The following is a 23681-nucleotide window of genomic DNA, read 5'->3' as shown; positions in this document are numbered from 1 at the left end:
TGAGCGATTGCCGCCGATGCGGTGCGCAGATTCCGACAATTCAGGGTGAATGCCCCGCGCATTTAGGACAATACGCGTATAACGGGCGCGCGACGGCGCTCAACGCCGCCACCCTGCGACGCATTCCGTGATGAACGCCACACTCCAGACCCCTGGACGCCCTGCGTCGCACCTCGTAACGTTACGCCGTCCTGCTCTCCAGTCAGAGCGGGCTCCCGCGCTCAGTGACGAATCTGGCGCGGCAGCGAGCCCGGGGCAATCCACTCCGCGTTCGCAAGCGAACATCATCGCGGGCGAAGCGCGCCCGCAATCCTGGGAGGAAACACCAATGGCAAACCCTGTCGAGTCCATGAACAGCGTGATGACCATCGACGGCGCGATCGGCGCCGCACTCGTCGACTACGACAGCGGCATGACGCTGGCGACCGCCGGCAACGGCATCGACCTCGAGCTCGCCGCCGCCGGCAACACCGAGGTGGTCCGGGCGAAGCTGCGCGTCATGGACTCGCTGGGTCTCGACGACTCCATCGAGGACATCCTCATCACCCTGGGCGCGCAGATCCACCTCATCCGCCTCGTGACGGCGCCGAACGGGCACGGCCTGTTCATCTACGTCGCGCTGGACCGCTCGCGCTCCAACCTCGCGATGGCCCGCCGCCAGCTGCAGGGGATCGAGAAGGCGCTCGAGATCTGATGGAGGCGGCAGCGGCCCCGGCCGGCTCCGGGGCCGTCGCCGAGCTCGGCGTGGCGCACGCGGTCGTGAAGGTCGTCGTCGCCGGCCCGTTCGGCGCCGGCAAGACGACCTTCGTGAGAAGCGCGTGCCCCGACGCCGTGGGCGCTGAGCGATCAGTGTCGGACGGCACCTCGCGCCTCAAGGAGCAGACCACCGTGGCCATGGATCATGGCACGACGAGGGTCGGCGCCGCTGGGAGCGAGCGTGTGGTGACGCTGTTCGGGACGCCCGGCCAGGAGCGCTTCAGCTTCATGTGGCCCCTGCTCGCGCAAGGCATGGCGGGGTACGTCGTGCTCGTCGACGCGAGCCGTCTGCAGTCCCTCGCTCAGGCGAAGGGAATCCTGCGCCGGTTCGCGGCGATCGATCCGGCCGCGCCTTTCGTGGTCGCGGTCAACCGGTGGGATCGCGATGCGCAAGCCGCGACCGAGATCGCCGGCTTCCTCGGCGTCGCGGTGTCAGCCCTGCACGCGGTCGATCCCCGCGATGGAGATCAGGCGCGCGCGGTGCTCGCGGCACTCGTCGAGCGAGCTCACAGTCGTGCCGCAGCATCCCCGGCGCCTGCGCCGGCAGTGACGGAGGAGGACCGATGATCGTCCCCAAGCACGGACTGCTGGCGGGCGCCCAGCTCAAGCGGGCGGTGCCTCAGATCACTCGCGTCATCATCGCGCGCACCGACGGCATCGCTCTCTATGACGATGTCTCCCTCGCCGCGCGCGACGGCGGCGCGGCGCTGACTGCCGCCCTCGTCGGGCTCGCCGCGACGGTCACGCGCGGGTTCGGCATGGGCGCCGCCGAGTCAGCGACCGTCCGCGGAGAGCACGGGCTGCTCGTCGTCGCGCCCGTGGACGCGGCGCACCTGCTCGCGGCGGTCGTCGACCCGGGGCCCGACGGGGTGGACGAGGCGGCCGTCGCTGCGGCAGTGAGGGTGCAGGCCGAGAGGCTCCGAGTCCTGTCGGGCACCACCCGGGTCGCGGTGTGATCGCTCGAGATCGTTGCGAGATCGTGGCGCGCGGGCTGCGGGAGCATCCTGGCGTGCTGCGCGTGATCATCGCCGGTGCCGACGGCGTGCCGATCGTCGACGACGCGGTGCTCGAGGATCGCGAACGCGCCGCCGCCTCCGCCGCGGCCCTCGCGGGCATCGTCGACCTGGCCGCCGCCGCGCTCGGCGTGGACGACTCGCAGGGATCGGTCATCTACGGCCGCGAGCGACAGGTCATCACCCGCAGCGTGGGCGGCGACGTCCTGCTGGTCGTGCTCGCGCTCGCCGGTGAGCCCGGCACCGGCGTGTATCGCTCGGTGCGGCGCGCGGCCGCCGAGCTCGAGGCCGCACCGGTGCGCGCTCGCTGAGCTAGGGGGCGGGAAGGCGTGCTTGTGACGCGGCAGCGAGGTGAGCGCCCCACGCCCGCGCCTTCTGCTCCTGCCCGCCGAGCAGCAGCGCTGCCGGCTCCGAGGAACCGGTGACGAGCGCGACGGTGAAGGTCTGCGGCTCGTCGATCGCCTCGTGGCCCAGGGCTGTCAGTCGGGCGACGATGGCGCGGGCGGCGCCTCTCCCGAGAGGGCCGCGGATGCCGGTCTCGAAGGCGGCGCACAGCCGCTCGGCGGGAGGAAGGGTGTCGAGCCACGCCCGCATCGCGGGGTGACTGACGTCTGCGTGAAGGCCAGGGTGTGCGCCGTAGACCTTGGCGGTCGCCGATGCGCGGGTCGTGTCGGAGGGCAGGCCCATGGCGTGCACCGGCGCGCCCGCCACGAGGAGTCTGGCGTGCGCGAGCCTGTCGGGCGTGGCCTCATCGGTCGTCAGGACGGGCGTCTGCGGCCCGAGCCCGGCCGCGATCGCGCGGGCGATGGCGGCGGTGTTGCCCCAGAGCGACTCGTACACGACGACGGCGTCCATGTCTCCCGGTCTACACCTCCCGCGCCGCTTGGCTGAAGGGACCTAGGTCCCGATCCGTTGCCGTCCCTGGCACGGTGGGCCAGAGTTGACCTATGAGCGCTGGCGAGCAGCCCGTGATGCCGGCGGAGCGCCCGTCGCGGGCTCCGCTGTGGGCGCTCGTCCTGCTCGTGGCCGGAGCGGCCGTGTTCGTCTGGCTTGCGCCGGTGCTCGCGCCCAGCGGCGGCTCGGGCACGCTGGGGCTCGTCACCGTCCTGGTGCTGGGGCTCGGCACCGCGGGCGTCGCGCTCGCGGTCGTGCTCGTCGCGCTCGCGCGGGGCCGGGCGGGCTCGGGCGCTGCACCCGCCATCGCGCTCACGACGTCGATCGTGTGGCTCGTGCTCGCGGGAGTGCTGATCGTGCTGCTGCTCGCCGAGTAGGGCCGTGAGCGGAGGTGCCGAGCTCCAGGCGTGGGCTCCCGCACGTCGCGCCCCGCACGCTCTAGCCTGGCCCCGTCATCGCTCGGGGAAGGGGAGGGCTCATGGCCGTCGCCGCCGCACCCGTGCTGCGTCATCGACGCGGCCCCGATGACGACTATCGCTCCACCCCTCGCCGCATCCGGGGCCTCGACGGCCTGCGCGCGATCGCCGTCGCTGCGGTGGTCGTCTACCACCTCGGGACGGGCGCCCTGCCGGGCGGCTTCCTTGGCGTCGACGTGTTCTTCGTCGTGTCGGGCTTCCTGATCACGACCCTGCTCATGGCGGAGCGATCCCGTCGAGGCTCGATCAGCTTCGGCCAGTTCTACCTGCGGCGTGCGCGTCGCCTGATGCCCGCGCTGCTCGTGACGCTCGCCGGCACCGCGCTGCTCGTCGCCACGGTCGCGCGCGACGCGATCGAGGGCTTCCGCGGCAACGTCGCGGCCGCCCTGCTGTACGTGTCGAACTGGTGGTACATCGCTCAAGACGAGTCCTACTTCGAGCTCATCGGTCGTGGCAACATGCTCGCGCACCTCTGGTCGCTCGCAGTGGAGGAGCAGTTCTACCTCGTGTGGCCCGCGGTCGTCGCGCTCATCTGGGGATTCGCGCGCGCCCGTCGCAGCTCGGTACGCATGACGCTGCTGGTGGTGGCCGGGACTCTCGCGGTGGCATCGACCGCCGAGATGGCGGTGATGTCCATCGCAAACGGGTACCCGCTGGACGCCGACCCCACGCGCGTGTACTTCGGGACCGACACGCACGCCATGTCCGTGCTCATGGGCGCCGTGCTCGCGGCGTTGTGGCGCCCGGGGCGTGCGTCGGAGCGAGTCCCCGGCGGTGCTCGCGTCGCCCTGCTCGTGAGCGGGCTCACCATGCTGTCCCTGCTGGTGTGGGTCATGGTCGCCGCGAGCGAGTACAGCCCGTGGATCTACCGTGGCGGGTTCCTGGTGGTGGCCGCGCTAGTGGCGGTCGTGATCGTGCTGGCGACGCACCCGGCCTCTCCCTTCGGCGCGATGCTGGACTGGGCGCCGCTGCGCTGGGTCGGCGAGCGCTCCTACGGCATCTACCTGTGGCATTGGCCGATCTTCCTCGTCACGCGGCCGGGACTCGACATCCCGTGGCACGGCTGGTGGGTCGAGGTCTCTCGCATCGGACTCGTGCTCGCCGTCGCCGCAGCGTCGTACCGTTGGGTCGAGCAGCCCGTGCGCTCCGGAGCGATCGGCCGCGGTTGGGCGCGACTGCGCGATGAAGGCATCGCCGCTCACCGGCGCCCGTTCTACGGCGCGCTCGGCGGTGCCGCGGCCTTCGCTCTGATCGTCGGGCTGTCATTCTCGATCGGCGTGCCGAAGGCGTCCGACAGCGCGCTCGGCTCGACCGTGGCGATCACGGCGGAGCCGGTCGCGCCCGAGGCTGCCGAGCTGGACCCCGAGGCCTCGAACGGCGAGTCCGACGGAGCGTCCCAGGAGGTCGACGCGGCGGCCGCTGAGGAGCCCGCGCCGGAGGTGACGACGGAGGACGTCGCGATCTACGGGGACTCGGTGTCCTTGTGGGCGGCGGACGTGCTGAAGGCGGACATCGCCGGGTCGACGGTCGACGCGGCGATCAACCGGTCGCCTGGCAACATCATGGGAGCTGTCCTCCGCGCCCACGAGGCCGGAAGCCTGCGCCCCGTCGTGATCATGCACATGGGCACGGCCGGGCCTGTGAAGGAGTCCGCCCTGCGCGAGACGCTCGACAGCCTCGCCGATCGTGCCCGCGTCGTGCTCGTCGATTCGACGGCTCGCTTCGCCTACGTCCAGCCGTCGAACGAGACCATGCGCGCCGTCGCGGACGACTACCCGAACGTGGTCTTCGCCGACTGGAAGGCGTACGTCGCCGGGCACGACGCCTGGCTCGAGGACGGTCTCCATCTCACCTCCGAGGGCAAGCCGGAGTTCGCGGCGTTCCTGCGATCGCTCGCGCTCACAGGCGAGCCGCCGCCCGCCTAGCGATCAAGACACCTGCGGTTCCGTCAGACGGCGGGGCGTTGCGCCCATGGGCATGCGTGCGCCAGAGTGCTCTCATGACAGAGAGCTCTGGCGCCGCCGGTGTCGCCACACGGTCCACCCGTGCGCCCTTGTGGTCGCTGATCGCGTTCGTGGTGGGTGCCGTGGCGTTCAGTTGGATAGCGACGGCGATCCAGCCCGGGCCCGGCGGACTCCAGTCGGGGGCCCTCGGCCTCGCCGACATCATCGTGCTCGGCTACGCGGCGGCGCTCATCGTGCTCGTCGTCGACATCGTCGCGATGGTTCGGGCCCGCCGTGGGTCTCCCGGCGCGCCGGCCGCCGCGATGACCGCGACGATCGGGTGGTTCTTCGTTGCCGGCATGCTGCTGTTCCTGATGGTGGGCTTCTAGGGCGCCTTCCGGCCCCGAGCCGATGCGCGCGCTCGCTCCGTGCGGCGGCGCGCGTCCGCCGGCGCAGTCCCGGCGCTGGCGGACGCGCGCGGTGGTGTCTGTGCGCGGTGGTGTCAGTGTTCGGTGGCGTCAGTGTTCAGTGCGCCGCAGCACGTCGCTGAGCTGACGAGCGGCGTCGATGACCGCGGCCGAGTGCGCGGTCGCGGGGGAGGACGTCAGGCGCTCGATCGGCCCTGAGATCGACACCGCGGCGATCACGGTGCCCGCGGTGCCCCACACAGGTGCCGACACGGAGCTGACGCCCGCCTCCCGCTCCCCGGCGGACTCGGCGTAGCCGCGCTCCCGGACCTGGGCGAGGTCGGCCGCGGTGAAGTTCGCGTGGACCAGGGCGCCGTGCATGCGCTCGGGGTCCTCCCAGGCGAGCAGCACCTTCGCCGCCGAGCCCGCCGCCATCGTCATCGTCGTGCCGACGGGGATGGAGTCGCGAAGGCCCACCGGTCGGTCGACGGAGGCGATGCAGATGCGCTGGTCGCCGTGCGGGCGGTAGAGCTGGCTGGATTCGCCCGTGCGGTCGCGCAGCGTGGTCAGCACGGGCAGCGCGGCGGACACGAGGCGGTCCTCTCCGACGGTGGCGGCGAGCTCGGAGAACCGCCGCCCGAGGACGAACGCCCCGGTGGTGTCGCGGCCTACGAGATGGTGGTGCTCGAGGGCGAGCGCTAGCCGGTGCACGGTGGGGCGCGCAAGATGGGTGGTGGAGACGAGCTCGGCCAACGTGGCCGGGCCCTTCTCGAGCGCGCCGAGGATGGCTGCCGTCTTGTCAATGACCCCGACGCCGCTATGATTGTCCATAGAGCGATACTAGCGTCTCAAATTATGAGACGACAAGCATTTCGGAGGTAGCCATGGGAACCACGCTCGCGGAGAAGCTGTGGGCCAGCCATCTGGTCCGCAAGGGTGAGGACGGCGCGCCCGACCTCATCTACATCGATCTGCACATGTGCCACGAGGTCACGAGCCCGCAGGCGTTCGAGGGCCTCCGGCTCGCCGGGCGTCCCGTGCGCCGCCCCGACCTCACGATCGCGACCGAGGACCACAACACCCCGACCCTCGACATCGACCTGCCGATCGCGGACACCACGTCGCGCACCCAGATCGACACCCTGCGCGCCAACGCCAAGGAGTTCGGCGTGCGCATCCACTCGCTGGGCGACGCGGACCAGGGCGTCGTGCACGTCGTCGGACCGCAGCTGGGGCTCACCATGCCCGGCATGACCGTCGTCTGCGGCGACTCGCACACCTCGACGCACGGCGCGTTCGGCGCCCTCGCGTTCGGCATCGGCACCTCCGAGGTCGAGCACGTGCTCGCGACCCAGACGCTGCCGCTCAAGCCGTTCAAGACCATGGCGATCAACGTCGACGGCGAGCTGCCGGAGGGCACCAGCGCCAAGGACATCATCCTCGCGGTCATCGCGAAGATCGGCACCGGCGGCGGCCAGGGCTACGTGCTCGAGTACCGCGGCGATGCGATCCGCAACCTCTCGATGGAGGCGCGGATGACCATCTGCAACATGTCGATCGAGGCGGGCGCTCGCGCGGGCCTCATCGCCCCTGACCAGACCACCTTCGACTACGTCGAAGGCCGCCCGCACGCCCCCGAGGGCGCCGACTGGGACGACGCGGTCGAGTACTGGAAGACGCTCGTCACCGACGAGGACGCCGTGTTCGACGCCGAGGTCAACCTCGCCGCTGCGGACCTCGAGCCTTTCGTGACCTGGGGCACCAACCCCGGCCAGGGCCTGCCGCTGTCGGCCGCCGTGCCCAACCCGGACGAGATCGCGGACGCGGACCAGCGCGAGGCAGCCGTCAACGCGCTGAAGTACATGGGGCTCGAGCCCGGCACCCCGCTGCGCGAGATCCGCATCGACACCGTCTTCCTGGGGTCGTGCACCAACGGCCGCATCGAGGACCTGCGCGCCGCCGCGGAGATCATCCAGGGCCGCACCAAGGCCGACGGACTGCGCATGCTGGTCGTCCCCGGCTCGGCCCGCGTGCGCCTGCAGGCCGAGGCTGAGGGGATCGACCAGATCTTCAAGGACTTCGGCGCCGAGTGGCGCAACGCCGGCTGCTCGATGTGCCTGGGCATGAACCCCGACCAGCTCGCCCCGCAGGAGCGCAGCGCGTCGACGTCGAACCGCAACTTCGAGGGACGTCAGGGCAAGGGCGGCCGCACCCACCTGGTGTCGCCGCTCGTCGCCGCCGCCACCGCGGTGCGCGGCACCCTGTCGAGCCCCGCCGACCTTGAGGGTGCCGACGTGCTCGTCGGCGCTCCCGCGTAAGGAGCCAAGCCATGGAGAAGTTCACCACCCACACCGGCATCGGCGTCCCGCTGCGTCGCTCGAACGTCGACACCGACCAGATCATCCCCGCCGTCTACCTCAAGCGGGTCACCAAGACGGGCTTCGACGACGCCCTGTTCGCCGCTTGGCGCGGCGACGAGTCGTTCATCCTCAACCAGCCGGCCTACTCGGCCGGCTCCGTCCTCGTCGCCGGCCCCGACTTCGGCACTGGCTCGTCGCGTGAGCACGCCGTCTGGGCGCTCAAGGACTACGGGTTCAAGGTCGTCATCGCGAGCCGCTTCGCGGACATCTTCCGCGGCAACTCCGGCAAGCAGGGCCTGCTCGCCGCCGTGGTCAGCCAGGAGAACATCGAGCTGCTGTGGAAGCTCATCGAGACCGAGCCCGGCAAGCAGATCACCGTCTCGCTCGAGGACCGGACCGTCACGTGCGGCGAGCTCACCGTGCCGTTCGAGATCGACGACTACGTGCGCTGGCGCCTCATGGAGGGCCTCGATGACATCGGCCTGACCCTCCAGAACGAGGAGGACATCACCGCGTTCGAGCAGACTCGCGCGTCGTGGCGTCCCAAGACCCTGCCGGCCAAGACCGAGCCCAAGGTCGAGATCGAGGCGGCGCGCCCGGTCTCCTGACCCCACACGTCCCACGAGGGCCCGGGAGCGACTGCTCCCGGGCCCTCGTCGCGTCTGCCGGCACTCGCCCCACACCACTCCTGGAGGAGTGTCTTCTGCGCGCTTCGCCCGCGCGGCGCGCCCTGGAGGACGAGAGTCCGCCGACGGCGGTCGTGACAGACTCAACCCCATGACCGGTGCCAGCGGAGCGACAGCCCAGAGCGCATCGGCGCGGCGTGCTTCGAACCACCCGCCGGCGCTGCGACCGGACGCCCACACCGTCGCGCGCATCCTCGCCGCGGCCCTCGTGTGCGGCGCCGCGGTGCTGCTGTTCGCCGTGCACGTGCGGCCCTGGGGCTACCTGCCGCTGCTCGCTGGCGTCGCCCTCGCGTTCGCGGTCGATCGTGCGCTCGCGAAGGACCTGACCCTCATCGCGGTCGGCCAGCTCATCATCTCCGCGATCTCGTTGAAGGCCGACCTGTCGGACGGAGGCATGCTGCGCTTCACCGTCGCGCTGTCCCTGGCGGTGCTGGTGCCCTGGGCGCTGGCCAAGTACTGGCTTGGGCACGGCGCGGTGCGCTTCCCGATGTTCACGGGCAAGAGGTGGTCGCGCGCGCAGTGGATCTACCTGGGCGTCGTGATCGTCGCGGGTTACTTGATCCTGCCGTTCTACTTCATCGGCTCGGGTGCGTATCAGAACTGGCCCACACTCGACGGTGACGGCGACATCGCCCGCCTGTTCGTGGGCGTCAACGCGGTGGGAATCTGGGACGAGCTGTTCTTCATCTGCACCGTGTTCGCCCTGCTCATGCGGCACTTCCCGATGTGGCTAGCCAACGTCTTGCAGGCGACGGTCTTCGTGAGCTTCCTGTGGGAGCTGGGCTACCGCGAGTGGGGTCCGCTGCTCACGATCCCGTTCGCGCTGGTGCAGGCGTGGATCTTCTCGCGTTTCAAGTCGCTGCCGTACGTCGTCGCGGTGCACCTGCTGTTCGATGCCGTGGTCTTCGCGGTGCTCGTGCACGCTCACCACCCGGAGCTGCTCGACATCTTCATCACGGCGCCGTAGGGGCGCCACGGCGGTCGGGCTAGTCCTGGAGCCAGGCGCGCGTGCCGAAGGAGCCCAGCGAGGGCGCGACCACCGCCGAGGCCCAGGCGAGGTCTTCGGCGAGGCGCGCATCGTCCCTTCCCAGGGAGGCAACGCGGAACGTGAGGGCACCGTGAAGGAAGTCGCCGGCGCCCAACGTGTCGACCACCCGCACCGGCGCGACCGAGACCTCCCCGCTCGCGGCAGGCGTGCGCCACAGCAGCGGCCTCGCGCCGCGGGTGATGACGGCGGTCGTCGCGCCGAGCTCCGCCAGCCAGGCGAACACTGCCTCGGGCTCTCCGGCGCCGTCCGGCGTGGTCAGGTCGTCCGAGGCGACCACGATGTCGACCTCGCCCGCGACGACGCCGGTGTGGGGCTTGAGGCTGCCGGCGTCCATGAGCACGGGCACGGACGCTGCGCGGGCCTCCCGGGCGAGCGCGACCGCGAGGTCGGGGTGGTAGCCGTCGACGAGTACGGCTCGGGCGTCGCCCAGGGGCGGCGGGACGACAGGGGCGCCGCCGTTCGGGGAGAGGGCCGATGCGCTCGGCGAGACCACGGCCCTGTCGCCGGTGGCTCGGGTCACCAGGATCGAGGCGGTCACCGGCGGTCCGTCGACGCCGCCGAGGTCGTGCAGCTCGACGCCGCACGCGGCGAGATCGGCGCGAATGGGGTCGGCCAGCGGATGCTCGGGCAGGCGGGTGGCGAGGGCCGCGGAGCCGCCGATGTGGGCGAACGCCACGGCGGCGTTGGTCGCCGGACCGCCTGCGGCGGTGAGGAAGTCCAACGCGGCGACCTTCTCGTTGGGCGACGGCAGCCTCTCGACCGACTGGATGACGTCGAGGGTGCACAGGCCGGCGAAGAGGGCGCGGGGCTGGGCGGGGTGCGGCACGGGGTCATCCTCGCACGCGGGCGTGCGCACGCGCCGATGCGGGTGTCCGGCTCGGAATGAGGGATGATGGAGCCCATGACTGACTCGATCCGCGTGCACGGCGGCGTGCCCCTACGCGGCGAGATCTCCGTTCGCGGCGCCAAGAACTTCGTCTCCAAGGCGATGGTCGCGGCGCTGCTGGGATCGACGCCGTCGACGCTGCGCAACGTGCCTGACATCCGCGACGTGAAGGTCGTGTCCGAGCTCCTGCGCCTGCACGGAGCCGGCGTCGACTACGACGTCGAGACCGGCGTGCTGCACGCCGACACCTCGAGCCTCCAGCCCGCGGACGCGCTGCACATCGCGACCCACGCGGGCTCGAGCCGCATCCCGATCCTGCTGTGCGGGCCTCTGCTGCACCGCCTCGGCGTCGCGGTGATCCCCGACCTCGGCGGGTGCCGCATCGGCGACCGCCCCATCGACTTCCACCTCGAGATCCTCACGAAGTTCGGCGCGCAGGTGCAGCAGGCCGGGGACGGCCTGCACCTCACCGCACCGAATGGGCTGCACGGCATCAAGCACACCCTCGACTACCCGTCGGTGGGAGCGACCGAGCAGCTGCTGCTCACCGCCGTGCTGGCCGAGGGCATCACGCGGCTCGACAACGCCGCGGTCGAGCCCGAGATCAAGGACCTCATCGACACCCTGCAGAAGATGGGCGCGATCATCTCGGTCGACACCGACCGGTCGATCACCATCGAGGGCGTCGACCGCCTCCACGGCTACGACCACACGTCGCTCGGCGACCGCATCGAGGTGGGCTCGTGGGCCAGCGCTGCCCTCGCCACCGGCGGCGACATCCTCGTCCATGGCGCGCAGCAGCGCACGATGGGCATGTTCCTCAACGTCTTCCGCAAGGTCGGCGGCGAGTTCGAGGTGACCCCCGAGGGAATCCGGTTCTGGCACCCCGGCGGCGACCTCAACTCGCTGGCGCTGCAGACGGACGTGCACCCCGCGTTCATGACCGACTGGCAGCAGCCGCTCGTCGTGGCGCTCACGCAGGCCAAGGGCCTCAGCATCGTCCACGAGACGGTGTACGAGAACCGCTTCGGGTTCACCGAGGCGCTCATCGCGATGGGCGCGCACGTCCAGCTGTACCGCGAGTGCCTGGGTGACAAGCAGTGCCGGTTCGGCCAGCGCAACTTCCTGCACTCGGCCGTGATCTCGGGTCCGACGCCGCTCAAGGCGGCGGACATCGAGGTGCCCGACCTGCGCGGCGGCTTCTCCCACCTCATCGCGGCGCTCGCCGCTGAGGGCACGTCGACCGTGTCCGGCATCGGGATCATCGACCGCGGCTACGAGAACTTCCGCGGCAAGCTGGCGGCGCTCGGCGCCTCGGTCGAGTAGGCCCATGGCCCCCAAGATCCCCGCAGGCTTCCGCGCCGCCGCGGTCCTCGTCAAGCCCGCGCTGCTCGCGACCACCACGCGTGAGTGGTCCGGCGGCGAGCACCTGCCGACCGACCGCGGCTTCATCGCCGTGTCCAACCACGTGACGTACGCGGACCCGTTCACGCTCGCGCACTTCCTCTACGACCACGGCTACGCTCCGCACTTCCTGGCGAAGGCGTCGCTGTTCGACATCCCCGTCGCAGGCAAGGCGCTCAAGGGGCTCGACCAGGTGCCGGTGCACCGCGGCAGTGCCAAGGCCAAGGATGCCGTCGACGCAGCGGTGACCCTGCTCGGACGGGGCGACTCCATCGCCGTGTTCCCCGAAGGCACGCTCACGCGGGATCCGGACCAGTGGCCCATGCTCGCTCGCACCGGCGCGGCGCGCATGGCGCTCGAGCACGACGTCCCCGTGATCCCCATCGCTCAGTGGGGCGCGCAGCAGCTGCTCGCGCCGTACTCGAAGAAGGTGGACCTGTTCCCGCGCAAGAAGGTCATCGTGAAGGCCGGTCCCGCCATCGACCTCGACGAGTACCGCGGGCGTGCGCTCGACATCGACGTCATGCGCGGCGCGACCGATCGCATCATGGCTACGCTGACAGGCATGCTCGAGGAGATCCGCGGCGAGTCCGCTCCGGAGACGCCCTGGGACATGCGACGAGATGGAGGCGGCCGATGACCCGCGCTGCAGTGCTCGGATCGGGCGCCTGGGGCACCACGTTCGCGGCGGTCCTGCGCGACGCTGGCACCGACGTGACCCTGTGGGGCCGCGATGCGGTGGCCGCCGAGCAGATCAACGCCGAGCGACGCAACGAGCGGTTCCTGCCCGGCATGGACCTGCCCGAGGGGATCGTCGCGACCACCGATGCGCGCGAGGCGCTTGCGGGCGCCGACATCGTCGCCGTCGCGCTGCCGGCGCAGAAGGTGCGCGGGATCATCGGGGAGTACGCCGACGCCGTGCCGTCCGACGCCGTGGTCGCGTCGCTGATGAAGGGCATCGAGGTCGGCACCCACGCGCGCATGAGCGACGTCCTGCGCGAGGTCTGGGGCCTTCCGGCCGAGCGCACGCTCGTCGTGTCGGGCCCCAACCTGGCGCGAGAGATCGCCGTGAAGCAGCCCACCGCGACCGTCGTCGCCGGTACGGACACCCACGCGGCGGAGATGGTGGCCGCCGCCACCGCATCGGCCTACTTCCGTCCCTACACGAACCCCGACGTCGTCGGCGTCGAGCTGTGCGGGGCGTTCAAGAACGTCATCGCCGTCGGCGTCGGGATCACGGACGGCATGGGCTTCGGCCACAACACCACCGCGACGGTCATCACCCGCGGCCTGGCCGAGATCACCCGACTGGGCGTCGCGGTCGGGGCGCACCCGGACACCTTCTCGGGACTCGCCGGCATGGGCGACCTCATCGCGACGTGCGCCTCGCCGCTGTCGCGCAACCACACGCTCGGCGCGCACATCGGACGGGGCTCGTCCCTCGCGGATGCGATCTCGCAGACCGGTGGCACCGCCGAGGGCGTGCAGACGTCGCTGTCGATCCAGGAGCTCGCGCGCGAGCACGGCGTCGACGTGCCCATCTGCGACGCCGTCGTGGACACGCTGCACCACGAGCTGCCCATCGGCGAGGTGCTCAGCCGACTGCTGTCGCGGCCGCGCAAGGCCGAGGTGTCCTGAATGGCGAGGTGTCCTGCGTGAGTCGCCCCACCGTCGCCGTGCTGTTCGGCGGCCGCTCGTCGGAGCACGGGGTCTCGTGCGCCACCGCGGGCGGCGTGCTGGGCGCCATCGACCGTGATCGCTGGGACGTGGTGGCCGTCGGGATCACCGACGAGGGCCGCTGGGTGCCCGCGTCGAGCGACGCGTCCGAGTGGCTCCTGCGCGACGGTGAGCTGCCGCGGGTGCCCCACGGCGAGCGCACGGTGCTGCCGCCGCGCGACGCCGCCGAGCGCACCTGGCGGGTGCTCGAGGCCGACGGTTCGACGACCGCTCTCGCCGACGTCGACGTGGTGTTCCCCCTGCTGCACGGCCCGTTCGGCGAGGACGGCACCATCCAAGGAGCGCTCGAGCTCGTCGACGTGCGTTACGTCGGCGCAGGCGTCCTCGCCTCCGCGATCGGCATGGACAAGCAGTACATGAAGACTGCCCTGCGCGGCGCAGGCCTCCCCGTCACGCCCGACGTGGTCCTCGGCCCGGGGGAGAGCGCCGATGCGCGGTGGGCCGAGATCGAGGCGCTCGGCCTCCCGGTGTTCGTCAAGCCCGCTCGCGCGGGCTCGAGCATGGGGATCTCGAAGGTCAGCGACCTCGCCACGCTCGACGCGGCGATCGCCGCGGCCGTCAAGCACGACCCCAAGGTGCTCATCGAGCGCGGCGTCGTGGGCCGCGAGATCGAGACGGCCGTGCTCGCGACCCCGGAGGGGCTCGCCGCCTCGCCGGCGGGGGAGATCGTCACCGGCGGCGACCACGAGTTCTACGACTTCGAGGCGAAGTACCTCGACGAGGCGGCCGTCGACCTGCGGTGCCCGACCGAGCTGCCCGACGACGTCGCCGCCCAGGTCGCGGACATCGCCGTGCGCGCGTTCCAGGCCGTGGGAGCCGAGTCGCTCGCGCGCGTCGACGTCTTCGTCGGCGAGGACGGGACCGTCACCGTCAACGAGATCAACACCATGCCAGGCTTCACGTCGACGAGCATGTACCCGCGGATGTGGGCCGCCGCGGGCGTGAGCTACCCCGAGCTCGTGCAGACGCTGCTCGAGGGCGCGCTCGCGCGCGGCACCGGGCTGCGGTAGACGCACGCACGCCCCGGCCCGAAGGCCGAGGCGTGCGCGCATCGCTGAGCGATCAGTAGGTGTAGCAGGTGAGGAACTCGAAGCTGTCCCGAGCGAATTCGGCGGTCGCCGGGGCGCCGTCGCGCTCGAGCACGTAGAGCTTCACCTTGCCCTGAGCGGCGTCGAGGATGGGCGCCCAGTCGATGTCGCCCTCGCCCACGTCGGTGATGTCGCCGAACCCGTAGGGTGCGACGCCATCCTTGATGTGGAGCAGCTCGATGCGGTCGCCGTAGGCGTTGAGCAGCTGGACCGGGTCGACCCCGCCGCTCACGGCCCAGAACACGTCGAGCTGGAAGGCGACGTATCGCGGGTCGGTGTTCTCGACGAGGATCTGCCACGCCGACTTCATCTCACCCGTGGCCGGGTCCTCGTACTGGGTCGTGAACTCGGAGGCGTGGTTGTGTCCGAAGAGCTTGCCGGTGCCGTTCTTGACCGACTGCTCGCCGAGGCGGTTCATGGTCTCGGCCGTCGCGAGCACGTTCTCGTAGGAGCCGATGCCCGGAGATGCGAAGCCTCCCGAACCCACGTACTTCTGGCCCAGGTCCTTCGCATTCGCGAGCGTGGTCGCGAAGGACGCCTCGTTGGTGCTGCCATGCGATGACGGGGCCTTCATTCCGTGCTCCTTCAGCACATCGCGGAACTCTGCGTGCGAGTAGCCCTCGTAGGAGGCGCCGAAGGGCTCCACGTTCTTGATGCCGATCTCCTGGAGCTCGTCAAGAAGAGCGTCGATGCCGATCTCGCGCTGCCAGCCGAAGTAGCTGTACAACTGGAACGAGATCTTGCTGGCCGGAACCGAGCGGCCGGCGCACTGCGTGGCCTCGTGGGCCCGCTCGTTCGCCTTCTCGCTCGGTCCCGCCGTCGCCGGGGCGCTCAGCGCGAGAGCGCCGCCCGCGACGGCCGCCGCGGTCGCGAGTGCCGCGACGGTCCTGCGCTTGAGGGAATGCGTGGTGTTCATGGTGCTTCTCCTTCTCGGCAGCGCCGTCGCCGCCGTGGTGGGGGAGCCGTCCCGCGAGCCGGGAACGGCGGTGCGGGGCGGGACGCCAGGGGAGGCGCCCCGCCCCACGGTTCACTGCAGCGATGCGATGATCGCCGCGATGTCGCGCGTCAGGAGCTCGTCGTCACTGGTATTCGCCAGTCGCTCGAGAGCCTTGAACGCCTGAGCGTCACGGCCCGCGTCGAGGTGACGCAGAGCCTGATCGAGGAAGGCGCTCAGCTGCGCCGCCTCGTTCGACGGCAGGTCGTCCCCGGCGAGCAGGCGCTCGACGTGGGCTCCCAGGTCGTCCGCGGTGGGCTCGATCGTGAAGGTCACGACCGAGTCGGCGGAGTTGCCCGCCTCGTCGGTGGCCGTCGCGATAAGCTCGTGTGCGCCCAGGTCCAGCGTGGACACATCGAGCTCGCCCGGATCGATCTCCACGCCATCGAGCGTGAGGGTCGTCGAGGCCACGCCCGACACGGCGTCCGTGGCCTCCACCGCGACGTCGAGCGTCGCCGTGGAGCCCACGACGTCGCCGTCGGCCACCCCAGACAGGGACACCTCGGGCGCGGTGCCGTCGATGCTCACCGTGATCGAGCCGACCTCGGAGACGTTGCCGCCCGAGTCCGTGGCGCGGTACTGCACCTCGGTGACGCCCTCGTCGTCGACAGTCACGGGCTGCAGGGTGCCGAACCACGGGTGCCGCACGCTGGTCCACGTCTCGCCACCGTCGTACGAGACCTCGCCGTTGGCGATCGCACCGTTGTCCTCGGCCTGGATCTGCAGCGTGACGGGTCCCGTGTACCACCCGTTGGAGCCTGTCGGCTCGGCCGGGTCGGCAACCATGGACGCCGTCGGCGCCGTGACGTCGGTGACGCCTGGGCCCTCGAACGTGAGGGTGTCGAGGTCGACGCCGCCGGAGGACGTGACGAACAGCTCGCCCGTGCCCTCCGGGAACGCGACGACGTCAGCCGCCACCTCGCTCCAGGAGCTCGAGTCGAGGTCCGCCGTCGCGAACGGCTCGGCGTCCGCACCGCCCCACCGCAGCTCGATGGTGCCGGAGCCCGTGCCGCGCACGAGCACTCCGTCGATCCCCGCGAAGTTCACGGGATCCCATGACAGGTGGTCGCCGGCGTCGAGGCTGGTGACCTTCGACAACGCACCCGCGGTGTCGTCGGCCACGACCTCGACCCCGGAGAGGGCATCGGCGTGCTCGGCCTCCTGCACGAACGGGTTGAGGATCAGCGACACCTCGGCCTGTGCCGGCGGGATGTCACCGTTGCCCTGATCCGTGTAGGTCGCGACCACCACGCCGTAGAGCTTCTCGGTCGCGCCGTGCTCGGGGGCGTCGGCCGGTGTCAGCCATGCGCCGGAGCAGCCGCTGCCGAGGACCTCTGGGTGAGCGTGGGTGTCGTGGCCGAGGCCGAACGTCCAGCTCAGGTTCGAGCAGACGGTGCCCGCACCGTCCTCGGGGTCCGAGGTGGTGAACGAGTACGGCACCGCGTCACCCCAGGCGAAGAATCCGCCGTCGAGCGGCAGATCGGCCACGAGCGTCGGCGCGACGTTGCCGACGGTGATGAGCGTCGACGTGAGTCCGGTGCGTCCCGCGGGGTCAGTGACCCGCAGCCGCACGGTGTACTGGCCGAGGTCCTCGTAGGTCGGGTTCACGCTCACGCCAGTGGCGTCGAACGTGCCATCGCCGTCGGTGTCCCACTCGTAGGTGAGCTCCTCGCCCTCGGGGTCGGTGGAGTTGGATCCGTCGAGCGTCACCGACAGCGGGGCCGTCGAGGATGAGATCGGGTCCGCGGAGATGACCGCCGTCGGGCTCTTGTTGCCCGCCGCGTAGTCGACCCGGTACAGGCCCGCCTCGGGGTTCTGGCGGAAGAAGCCGTTGCCGTAGTCGAGGATGTACAGCGATCCGTCGGGCCCGAACTCCATGTCGATGGGGCTGTCGGTGATCGCCTGCACGTTGTCCGTGAGGGCCTCATTGGGCAGCACCTGCTCGACGTGGGTCACGGGACCGTCGGGGTCCGGGATGGTGAGCGCGGCGATGTAGTCCTGCGAGAACTCGTAGAAGAACGCCTTGCCGTCCCAGTACTCGGGCCACTGTGACGCGGGGCCGTCCGGGTCAAAGTGGAAGGTGGGTCCGCCCATCGGTCCCTGGCCGCCCTGTGCGTCGAAGGTGACGAACTCGTCGAAGGGCTGGTCTCCGGGGTTGTCGCCGTAGTACACCTGCGGCGCCGTCGCCGCCGGCAGCACCTCGAGGCCGGTGTTCCAGGTCGAGTTGTTCTCGGCCCCCGCCTCGCAATCGAACCACTCACCCGGGGTGGCGGTCGCGTAGTCCCACTCGTTGTAGTTCGCGTTCGGGCCGTGGCAGTAGGGCCAGCCGCCGTTCAGCGGCGCGGTCGTGCTCTGCCACTCGACGTAGCCGAGCGGGCCGCGCTCGGCGCTCGCGACGCCGGAGTCGGGGCCGTAGTCTCCCCAGCTCACCGCGCCGGTGACATCGTCGACCTCCATGCGGAACGGGTTGCGCAGCCCCATGACGAAGATCTCGGGACGCGTGAGGTCCGTGCCGGGCTCGAAGAGGTTGCCCTCCGGGATCGTGTACGAGCCGTCGTCCTCGGGGTGGATCCGCAGGATCGCGCCGCGAAGGTCGTTGGTGCTGCCGGCGCCGCGACGAGCGTCGAAGCCGGGGTTCATGCCCGGGGCGTTGTTGTTGGGGGCGAAGCCGTTCGCGCCGGGCGTGCCCGCGGGGGTGTTGTCGCCCGTCGACACGTAGACGTTGCCCTCGCCGTCGAAGTCGATGTCACCTCCGACGTGGCAGCACTGTCCGCGCTGGACCTCGACGGTCAGCAGCACCTGCTCGGTGGTCATGTCGATCGAGCCGGATGACTCGTCCCATTGCGCGCGGCTGAGCTGGTTGTATCCCTTCCAGATGTCCCAGTACGACTCGTCCTCGCCCGCGGGGAGGGAGTTGGGTGCGGAACCACTCGGGGTGGTCTCCGGGTAGTCGTCGCCTTCCATCACGCGGGGTGCGTAGTACAGATACACCCAGCCCGACTCGGCGAAGTCGGGCGCGATCGCGATTGACTGCAGGCCGTCCTCGGAGTTGGCGTACACGTCGACCGTGGTGACGACCTCGGTGACGCCCGTCGACGGGTCGGTGTGACGGATGTCGCCGTTGCGAGCGGTGTGCAGCACAGAACCGTCCGGCATCACCGTCAGGCCGATGGGCTCGCCCGTGTCCTTGGTGAGAAGGACCTTCTCGTAGTTCGTCCAGTCCAGGGCTTCGGCGGCTCCTGGCTCGGCATCGTGATCGATGCCGTCGTGCGCTTGCGCTGACGTCCCCAGTCCAGTGACGATCAGCGCAAATGCGGCAGCGGCGCCCGTGGCGCCCGCTCGGATAGACTGCATGTGGCATTTCCTTCCGGTGATGAGGCGTCGCGGACCGTTCCACCGGGGGTCGACGCTCTCGTCTGAGGGGTGATGCTGAGGTCCCGCCGTCCGCGTGTCTGTCCAGGATCACGGGCGGCGGGGCCCCTTCAGGAGGTGGATGCCTCCCTTCGCGGTCGCAGCGCCACGCCGTCATCGGCGCGCGTCGATGAGGTGGCGCGACGGGTCGCGCCGGTGGTGCCGCGGCACAGGCCCAGGCGCGCAGTGGCCTGACCGTGGGGCATCCGAGGGGGCGTCATCCGGAGGTTCGTCGAGAAGGGGCTCGCGTGCTCCGGGTGATGATCGGCATTGACCATGAGTCGAACCTAAAGCGACTTATGACGCATGTCAATCAAAAGCCGCAAGTCGGACCACATATGACGTTTCGACCGCCCCCGACACGCTCGTCGGGCCGTGCGCGGGCTCGCGGTGCGGCGCCACGTGCTGCCCGCGTCGCGCGCAAGCATCAGCGTCGGGGCGGGTGACTCAGCGCAGTGGCTCGAAGCGGCCCGTCAGCGGCACTCAAGCCCGTTGGCGGGCGCCAGGGCGGCCGCGGGCGACAGCTCCGCGAGCACGTCCCCGACGGCCTCATCCGCGCGGATCTTGGGGACGGTCAGCTCGAGGGCGGGGGAGCGTCCGAACGTCACCGCGACCCACGCGTCGTCCTGCTCCGCCATGAGCCAGTCGACCTGGGCGGCCGGCGTCTCGACGGCGATGCACTGCTCGGTGGTCGGCCCAGGCGGCTCGACGCCGCAGCGCGCGAGGATCTCGAACTCGTCGCCCCAGGCCTGCGTCGCCTGCGACGTCGTGGCGCGCATCTCGAGCCCGCCCACGACCTCGGGGATCGCGAGCATCACTCGCGCGCAGTCCGGATCCGCGGCGTACGTCGCGGGCTCGACGACCACGGCGTGCGCGCACCCTGCCAGCAGCGGTGCGGCGAGCGTCGCGACGAGAGCGGCGATCGTGGCACGGCGAGGCATGCATCCAGCGTAATCGGGCACCGAGCCGGTCCCTGACCGCGTGAGGCACCTCGTAGCCTTGACCGGTGACCACGCGCGCCCTCCTCGCCGGACTGCCGCATCGGCGCGCCTTCGCCCTCGCCTGGCCGATGATCGTCGCCAACGTGTCCGTTCCCCTCGTGGGCCTCGTCGACACCGCGATGCTCGGCCACTTCTCGGACACCGCGAACTTGGGCGCCGTCGCAGCGGGGTCGATCGTGCTGTCCGCGGCGTACTGGGTGCTGTCCTTCCTGCGGCTCGGCACGACGAGCCTCGTCGGCAGGGCGCTGGGGGCGGGGCGCCGGCTCGACACCATCTCCCACCTGCAGCGGAGCCTGCTGCTCGCCGGCGTCATCGCCGCGGCGTTGCTCGTCATCCAGTGGGTGCTCATCCCGCTGGCCATGACCATCGTCGCGCCGCCGGGCGAGGTGCGCGAGCTCGCGACCACGTATGCGCAGATCCGCATCCACTCACTTCCCGCCGTCCTCGGCACGTCAGTGATCACGGGCTACTTCATCGGCTCGCAGGACACCCGCCGTCCGCTCGCGATCGCTGTCACCGTGAATGTTCTCAACCTCGGCCTCGACATCGCCTTCGTCGGGGGCTTCGGATGGGGAGCCTCGGGCGCCGCCTGGGCGACCATGGCCGCCGAGTGGGTGGGTCTGGCGCTCGCGATCGTGCTCCTGTGGCGCTTCCTCGATCCCGAGCTGCGCGCTCGCCTGCGGCGCTGGCGCGGCCAAGGGCTGCGCCGGCGCTGGCGGTCACTGCTCACGATGAACGCGGACCTCGCGATCCGCACGACGCTGCTGTACGTCGCGCTGACCTTCCTCACGGCGGCGGGCGGGCGCATCAGCGAGGACGTGCTGGCGGCGAACGCGATCCTCCTGCAGCTGACTCTGCTCGCGAGCTACGGTCTCGACGGCTACGCCCACGCCGCGGAGGCGATGAGCGCCAAGGCCATCGGCACCAAGGACGTCCGCGAGCTGCACCGGGTCAACCTCGCGGCGACGGTGCCGGCGCTCGTCATCGCGGGCGCCTTCACCGCGGTGTTCCTGCTCGCCCAGGACCAGTTCATCGCCCTCATGACCGACCTTCCCGGGCTCTCGGCGACGACGGCCGAGTACTACCACTGGGCCGCGTGGCTGCCGCTGATCTCGGTCGCGGCCTACCAGCTCGATGGCATCTTCATCGGCACCGGGCAGTCGCGCATCATGCGCAACACCATGCTGCTCGCCGTGCTCGGCGTGTACCTGCCTGCCTTCCTCATCCCCGCGTGGATCGCGGGTGAGGCGAGCAACGACGCGCTGTGGCTCGCCTTCACGCTGCTCAACGTTGCCCGCGGCGTGCTGCTCGGAGCCGCGTACTGGCGGCTCAGCCGCACGCGCGGTTGGCTTCGTACCGCCGAGGCGTGACCCTAGGCTCGTGACATGACGACCATCGGTGACATGGACGAGGACGCCCTCATCGCTCTCTTCTCGCCGCGCCTGCCGCGCTCCGATGCGGAGATCCTGGGACCCGGGGACGATGCGGCGGTCCTGGCCGTCGACGGGCACCTCGTGGTGAGCGCCGACGTGCTGGTCGAGAACCGCCACTTCCGGTCCGCGTGGTCGACGGGCGAGGACGTGGGATGGCGCGCGGCGATGCAGAACATCGCCGACATCGACGCGATGGGCGCCGTCGCGACCTCGCTCGAGGTCACGCTGTGCGCGCCGCCGAGCACTCCGGTCGACTGGGTGCTGGGCCTCGCCGACGGCCTGCGCGAGGCGTGCGAGCCTCACGGCGTCGGCGTCGTGGGCGGCGACCTCTCGGGGGCCAGCGAGATCGTCGTCGCCGTGACCGTCCTGGGCGAGACCCACGGCACGGAGCCGATCACGAGGGCCGATGCGGTCGCTGGCGACGTGCTCGCCGTGTCGGGGGCGCTCGGGGCGGCCCGCGCGGGGTTCGAGCAGCTCGAGCGGGGCAGCCGCGTCGACGAGGAGGCGATCGGTCTCTTCCTGCGTCCCGCGCCGCGGATCGGTGCGGGTCTCGAGGGCGCGCTCCACGGCGCGACGGCGATGATGGACCTCTCCGATGGGCTGGTGCGCGACGCCGCACGCATCGCCCGTGCATCCGAGGTCGAGCTCTCCATCGACTCGTCGCTCGTGCCGGTGCACGACGCGGCCGTGCGCACGGCGCGAGGTCTCGGTCTGGACGTCGACGCGGCGCTCGCGTGGGCGCTCGGCGGTGGGGAGGACCATCACATGCTTGCCGCGTTCCCGCGGACCTCCGCCGTGCCGTCGACCTGGCGCGTCATCGGCGAGGTGCGCGAGGGCAGCGGGCTCGTCGTCGACGGTGCGCCGCCGAGCGTCGCCGGGTGGGATCACTTCGGCTGAGCGTGCGGCGGCAGGCGCCCCGCCGGTGTGAGCAACTCCACATCTGCGAGTCTTCCTCCTGGTAGGTTCGTCACCATGAGGGGGCTGGGGGATGCCGCGCTGAGCGGCGACGGGCGTCGCGGCGCGCGCGGCGAGGCCGCGTCCGCGGCGTCGACCGACCTCGTCGCTCGCATCACCGGAACCGCCGCCGCGAGCGCGTGCGCCGTGGCGATCGCGGCACTGGGTCTCGTGTGGGTGTCGGGTCAGGCCGCCGGCCCGGCGGAACGTACCGGCGTCGGCGTCGGCGGACCGGTCGCCCCGTCCGCGCATGCCGCTGACCTCGCGCAGATCGTGATCCCGAACATGGACGACGACCCGGAGGGTCCGGCAGTGCGCGTCGAGGTCGTCGTCGAGCAGCCGGAGGTCGCTCAGGCGCAGGCGAGCGCCTTGGCCGGCCCCGCCAACGGCACGGGTGGCGCCGGGGCGGGAGGCGCTCCGGCAACTGGTGCCTCGACCGCGACCGACGGCCGCTCCGCGACGCCCGGTGCGAGCGGGGGAACCGGGGGAGGCTCGACCTCGGGTAAGTCGGGTGCGTCGGGTTCGTCGGCCGTTTCAGGTGACGGTGAGGGGACGGCGCGCTCCGATGCGCGCGGCACGGGCTCGCCGGGGGGCCTCTCCGATGGATCGGCCGGCCACCGTGGCGGCGACGGCGCGCCGCCGTGGGGCGGCCGCGAGGATGGTCACCAGCGCTCGTGGAGCTCCGCCGATGCCGGCAAGCGCCATCACGAGCGACATCAGGAGGGCTGGTGGTGGAAGGGCCGCGACGGCGGCAAGCGCCGCTGACCCAGCTCGCCCGCCGACGGGGTCTCCAGGGGAATGCAGAAGGCCGATGTCCCCGAGGGGATCATCGGCCTTTGCGAGGTGCGCCGGGTCAGACGGCGCGCTGGACCTTGCCCGCCTTGAGGCAGGAGGTGCAGACGTTCACACGCTTGGGGGTACCCGCCACGACGGCGCGCACACGCTGGATATTGGGGTTCCAGCGACGCTTGGTCCGGCGGTGCGAGTGCGAGATCGAGTGACCGAAGGACGGTCCCTTGCCGCAGACGTCGCAGTTGGCAGCCACGATAGTTCTCCTAAAAAATACCTGCGCCTCGCCCCGATTGGGCGGCGCCACGTTCGACAGCCTGGTGTCAGGCAACCGCACTAGGGTAGCCGACGTGGGGCACATCGGGCAAACGGCCGCGTGATCGCGGTGCTCAGGGACGCGC

24 protein-coding genes are annotated in these 23681 nt (G+C 71.1%); 17 read left to right on the top strand and 7 right to left on the bottom strand.

Annotated features, from left to right (window positions below; all coding sequences use genetic code 11):
• Nucleotides 1-328 precede the first annotated feature (328 nt).
• Genes B7K25_RS08465 through B7K25_RS08450 form a run of 4 tightly spaced genes read left to right on the top strand, consistent with a single transcriptional unit; the run spans nt 329 to nt 2080 of the window.
• Nucleotides 329-694: a hypothetical protein gene (locus B7K25_RS08465; protein ID WP_084105409.1), complete on the top strand. Its 366-nt coding sequence runs from the start codon at nt 329-331 to the stop codon at nt 692-694.
• On the top strand, nt 694-1323 hold the full coding sequence (locus tag B7K25_RS08460; protein ID WP_084105407.1) for an ATP/GTP-binding protein: 630 nt from the start codon (nt 694-696) through the stop codon (nt 1321-1323). Before B7K25_RS08465 ends, B7K25_RS08460 begins: the two co-directional genes overlap by 1 nt.
• A complete protein-coding gene (locus tag B7K25_RS08455) occupies nt 1320-1712 on the top strand; it encodes a roadblock/LC7 domain-containing protein (protein ID WP_084105405.1) in 393 nt (130 codons plus the stop codon). Before B7K25_RS08460 ends, B7K25_RS08455 begins: the two co-directional genes overlap by 4 nt.
• Nucleotides 1709-2080, top strand: a complete 372-nt coding sequence (locus B7K25_RS08450) for a roadblock/LC7 domain-containing protein (RefSeq protein WP_084105403.1) — start codon at nt 1709-1711, stop codon at nt 2078-2080. Before B7K25_RS08455 ends, B7K25_RS08450 begins: the two co-directional genes overlap by 4 nt.
• 1 nt (nt 2081) lies before the next feature.
• On the opposite strand, the gene B7K25_RS08445 is transcribed toward B7K25_RS08450, so the two are convergent.
• A complete protein-coding gene (locus B7K25_RS08445) occupies nt 2082-2624 on the bottom strand; it encodes a hypothetical protein (RefSeq protein ID WP_084105402.1) in 543 nt (180 codons plus the stop codon).
• A gap of 92 nt (nt 2625-2716) precedes the next feature.
• On the opposite strand from B7K25_RS08445, the gene B7K25_RS08440 reads away from it, so the two are divergent.
• From B7K25_RS08440 to B7K25_RS08430, 3 genes are all read left to right on the top strand, one after another.
• Nucleotides 2717-3040 (top strand): hypothetical protein, encoded by a 324-nt coding sequence (locus B7K25_RS08440; RefSeq protein WP_084105401.1) that lies wholly within the window; start codon nt 2717-2719, stop codon nt 3038-3040.
• Nucleotides 3041-3141: 101 nt separating this feature from the next.
• Nucleotides 3142-5064: an acyltransferase family protein gene (locus B7K25_RS08435; protein WP_084105399.1), complete on the top strand. Its 1923-nt coding sequence runs from the start codon at nt 3142-3144 to the stop codon at nt 5062-5064.
• A gap of 74 nt (nt 5065-5138) precedes the next feature.
• Complete coding sequence (locus B7K25_RS08430; protein ID WP_144018935.1) at nt 5139-5471, top strand: hypothetical protein; 333 nt, start codon at nt 5139-5141, stop codon at nt 5469-5471.
• Nucleotides 5472-5600: 129 nt separating this feature from the next.
• Here the strand turns inward: B7K25_RS08430 and B7K25_RS08425 are convergent, their stop codons facing one another.
• Nucleotides 5601-6320, bottom strand: coding sequence for an IclR family transcriptional regulator (locus B7K25_RS08425; protein ID WP_084105395.1), 720 nt, complete (start codon nt 6318-6320; stop codon nt 5601-5603).
• Nucleotides 6321-6373: 53 nt separating this feature from the next.
• On the opposite strand from B7K25_RS08425, the gene leuC reads away from it, so the two are divergent.
• The 3 genes from leuC (at nt 6374) to B7K25_RS08410 (ending at nt 9502) form a co-directional block, all read left to right on the top strand.
• Entirely contained in the window at nt 6374-7807 is a 1434-nt protein-coding gene (leuC, locus tag B7K25_RS08420) for a 3-isopropylmalate dehydratase large subunit (protein ID WP_084105393.1), read from the top strand.
• Between the two features lie 11 nt (nt 7808-7818).
• Entirely contained in the window at nt 7819-8457 is a 639-nt protein-coding gene (leuD, locus tag B7K25_RS08415; protein ID WP_084105391.1) for a 3-isopropylmalate dehydratase small subunit, read from the top strand.
• A 169-nt stretch (nt 8458-8626) separates the two neighbouring features.
• On the top strand, nt 8627-9502 hold the full coding sequence (locus B7K25_RS08410) for a type II CAAX prenyl endopeptidase Rce1 family protein (RefSeq protein WP_234988141.1): 876 nt from the start codon (nt 8627-8629) through the stop codon (nt 9500-9502).
• A gap of 19 nt (nt 9503-9521) precedes the next feature.
• Here the strand turns inward: B7K25_RS08410 and B7K25_RS08405 are convergent, their stop codons facing one another.
• Nucleotides 9522-10409: a PfkB family carbohydrate kinase gene (locus tag B7K25_RS08405; RefSeq protein ID WP_084105389.1), complete on the bottom strand. Its 888-nt coding sequence runs from the start codon at nt 10407-10409 to the stop codon at nt 9522-9524.
• A gap of 75 nt (nt 10410-10484) precedes the next feature.
• On the opposite strand from B7K25_RS08405, the gene murA reads away from it, so the two are divergent.
• From murA to B7K25_RS08385, 4 genes are read left to right on the top strand one after another with little or no spacing between them, the layout of a single operon-like run.
• A complete protein-coding gene (gene murA / locus B7K25_RS08400; RefSeq protein ID WP_144018934.1) occupies nt 10485-11795 on the top strand; it encodes a UDP-N-acetylglucosamine 1-carboxyvinyltransferase in 1311 nt (436 codons plus the stop codon).
• A gap of 4 nt (nt 11796-11799) precedes the next feature.
• Nucleotides 11800-12513 (top strand): 1-acyl-sn-glycerol-3-phosphate acyltransferase, encoded by a 714-nt coding sequence (locus B7K25_RS08395; RefSeq protein ID WP_084105385.1) that lies wholly within the window; start codon nt 11800-11802, stop codon nt 12511-12513.
• The gene (locus B7K25_RS08390) at nt 12510-13511 is read left to right on the top strand and encodes an NAD(P)H-dependent glycerol-3-phosphate dehydrogenase (RefSeq protein WP_084105383.1); all 1002 of its coding nucleotides are present in this window, start codon (nt 12510-12512) and stop codon (nt 13509-13511) included. Before B7K25_RS08395 ends, B7K25_RS08390 begins: the two co-directional genes overlap by 4 nt.
• A 17-nt stretch (nt 13512-13528) precedes the next feature.
• Complete coding sequence (locus B7K25_RS08385) at nt 13529-14620, top strand: D-alanine--D-alanine ligase family protein (protein ID WP_234988140.1); 1092 nt, start codon at nt 13529-13531, stop codon at nt 14618-14620.
• Nucleotides 14621-14672: 52 nt separating this feature from the next.
• Here B7K25_RS08385 and B7K25_RS08380 read toward each other — a convergent pair whose 3' ends face one another.
• From B7K25_RS08380 to B7K25_RS08370, 3 genes are all read right to left on the bottom strand, one after another.
• A complete protein-coding gene (locus tag B7K25_RS08380) occupies nt 14673-15614 on the bottom strand; it encodes a sugar phosphate isomerase/epimerase (RefSeq protein WP_084105381.1) in 942 nt (313 codons plus the stop codon).
• Nucleotides 15615-15725: 111 nt separating this feature from the next.
• Nucleotides 15726-19046 carry a PQQ-dependent sugar dehydrogenase gene (locus B7K25_RS08375; RefSeq protein ID WP_084105379.1) on the bottom strand — a complete coding sequence of 1107 codons (3321 nt, stop codon included), beginning with the start codon at nt 19044-19046 and terminating at the stop codon, nt 15726-15728.
• Between the two features lie 530 nt (nt 19047-19576).
• Entirely contained in the window at nt 19577-20044 is a 468-nt protein-coding gene (locus tag B7K25_RS08370) for a DUF3515 family protein (protein ID WP_084105377.1), read from the bottom strand.
• A gap of 65 nt (nt 20045-20109) precedes the next feature.
• On the opposite strand from B7K25_RS08370, the gene B7K25_RS08365 reads away from it, so the two are divergent.
• The 3 genes from B7K25_RS08365 to B7K25_RS08355 all read left to right on the top strand — a co-directional run bounded on the left by B7K25_RS08365 (nt 20110) and on the right by B7K25_RS08355 (nt 23256).
• The gene (locus B7K25_RS08365; RefSeq protein ID WP_084105375.1) at nt 20110-21474 is read left to right on the top strand and encodes an MATE family efflux transporter; all 1365 of its coding nucleotides are present in this window, start codon (nt 20110-20112) and stop codon (nt 21472-21474) included.
• A gap of 15 nt (nt 21475-21489) precedes the next feature.
• Nucleotides 21490-22434, top strand: a complete 945-nt coding sequence (thiL, locus tag B7K25_RS08360) for a thiamine-phosphate kinase (RefSeq protein ID WP_084105373.1) — start codon at nt 21490-21492, stop codon at nt 22432-22434.
• Between the two features lie 75 nt (nt 22435-22509).
• The gene (locus B7K25_RS08355) at nt 22510-23256 is read left to right on the top strand and encodes a hypothetical protein (protein WP_084105371.1); all 747 of its coding nucleotides are present in this window, start codon (nt 22510-22512) and stop codon (nt 23254-23256) included.
• A gap of 88 nt (nt 23257-23344) precedes the next feature.
• Here B7K25_RS08355 and rpmB read toward each other — a convergent pair whose 3' ends face one another.
• On the bottom strand, nt 23345-23536 hold the full coding sequence (gene rpmB, locus B7K25_RS08350; protein ID WP_061962473.1) for a 50S ribosomal protein L28: 192 nt from the start codon (nt 23534-23536) through the stop codon (nt 23345-23347).
• Nucleotides 23537-23681: the final 145 nt, after the last annotated feature.

The organism is Demequina sp. NBRC 110056, from assembly GCF_002090155.1.
Classification (GTDB): Bacteria; Actinomycetota; Actinomycetes; order Actinomycetales; family Demequinaceae; genus Demequina.
This window is presented reverse-complemented; position numbering and strand designations above follow the sequence as displayed.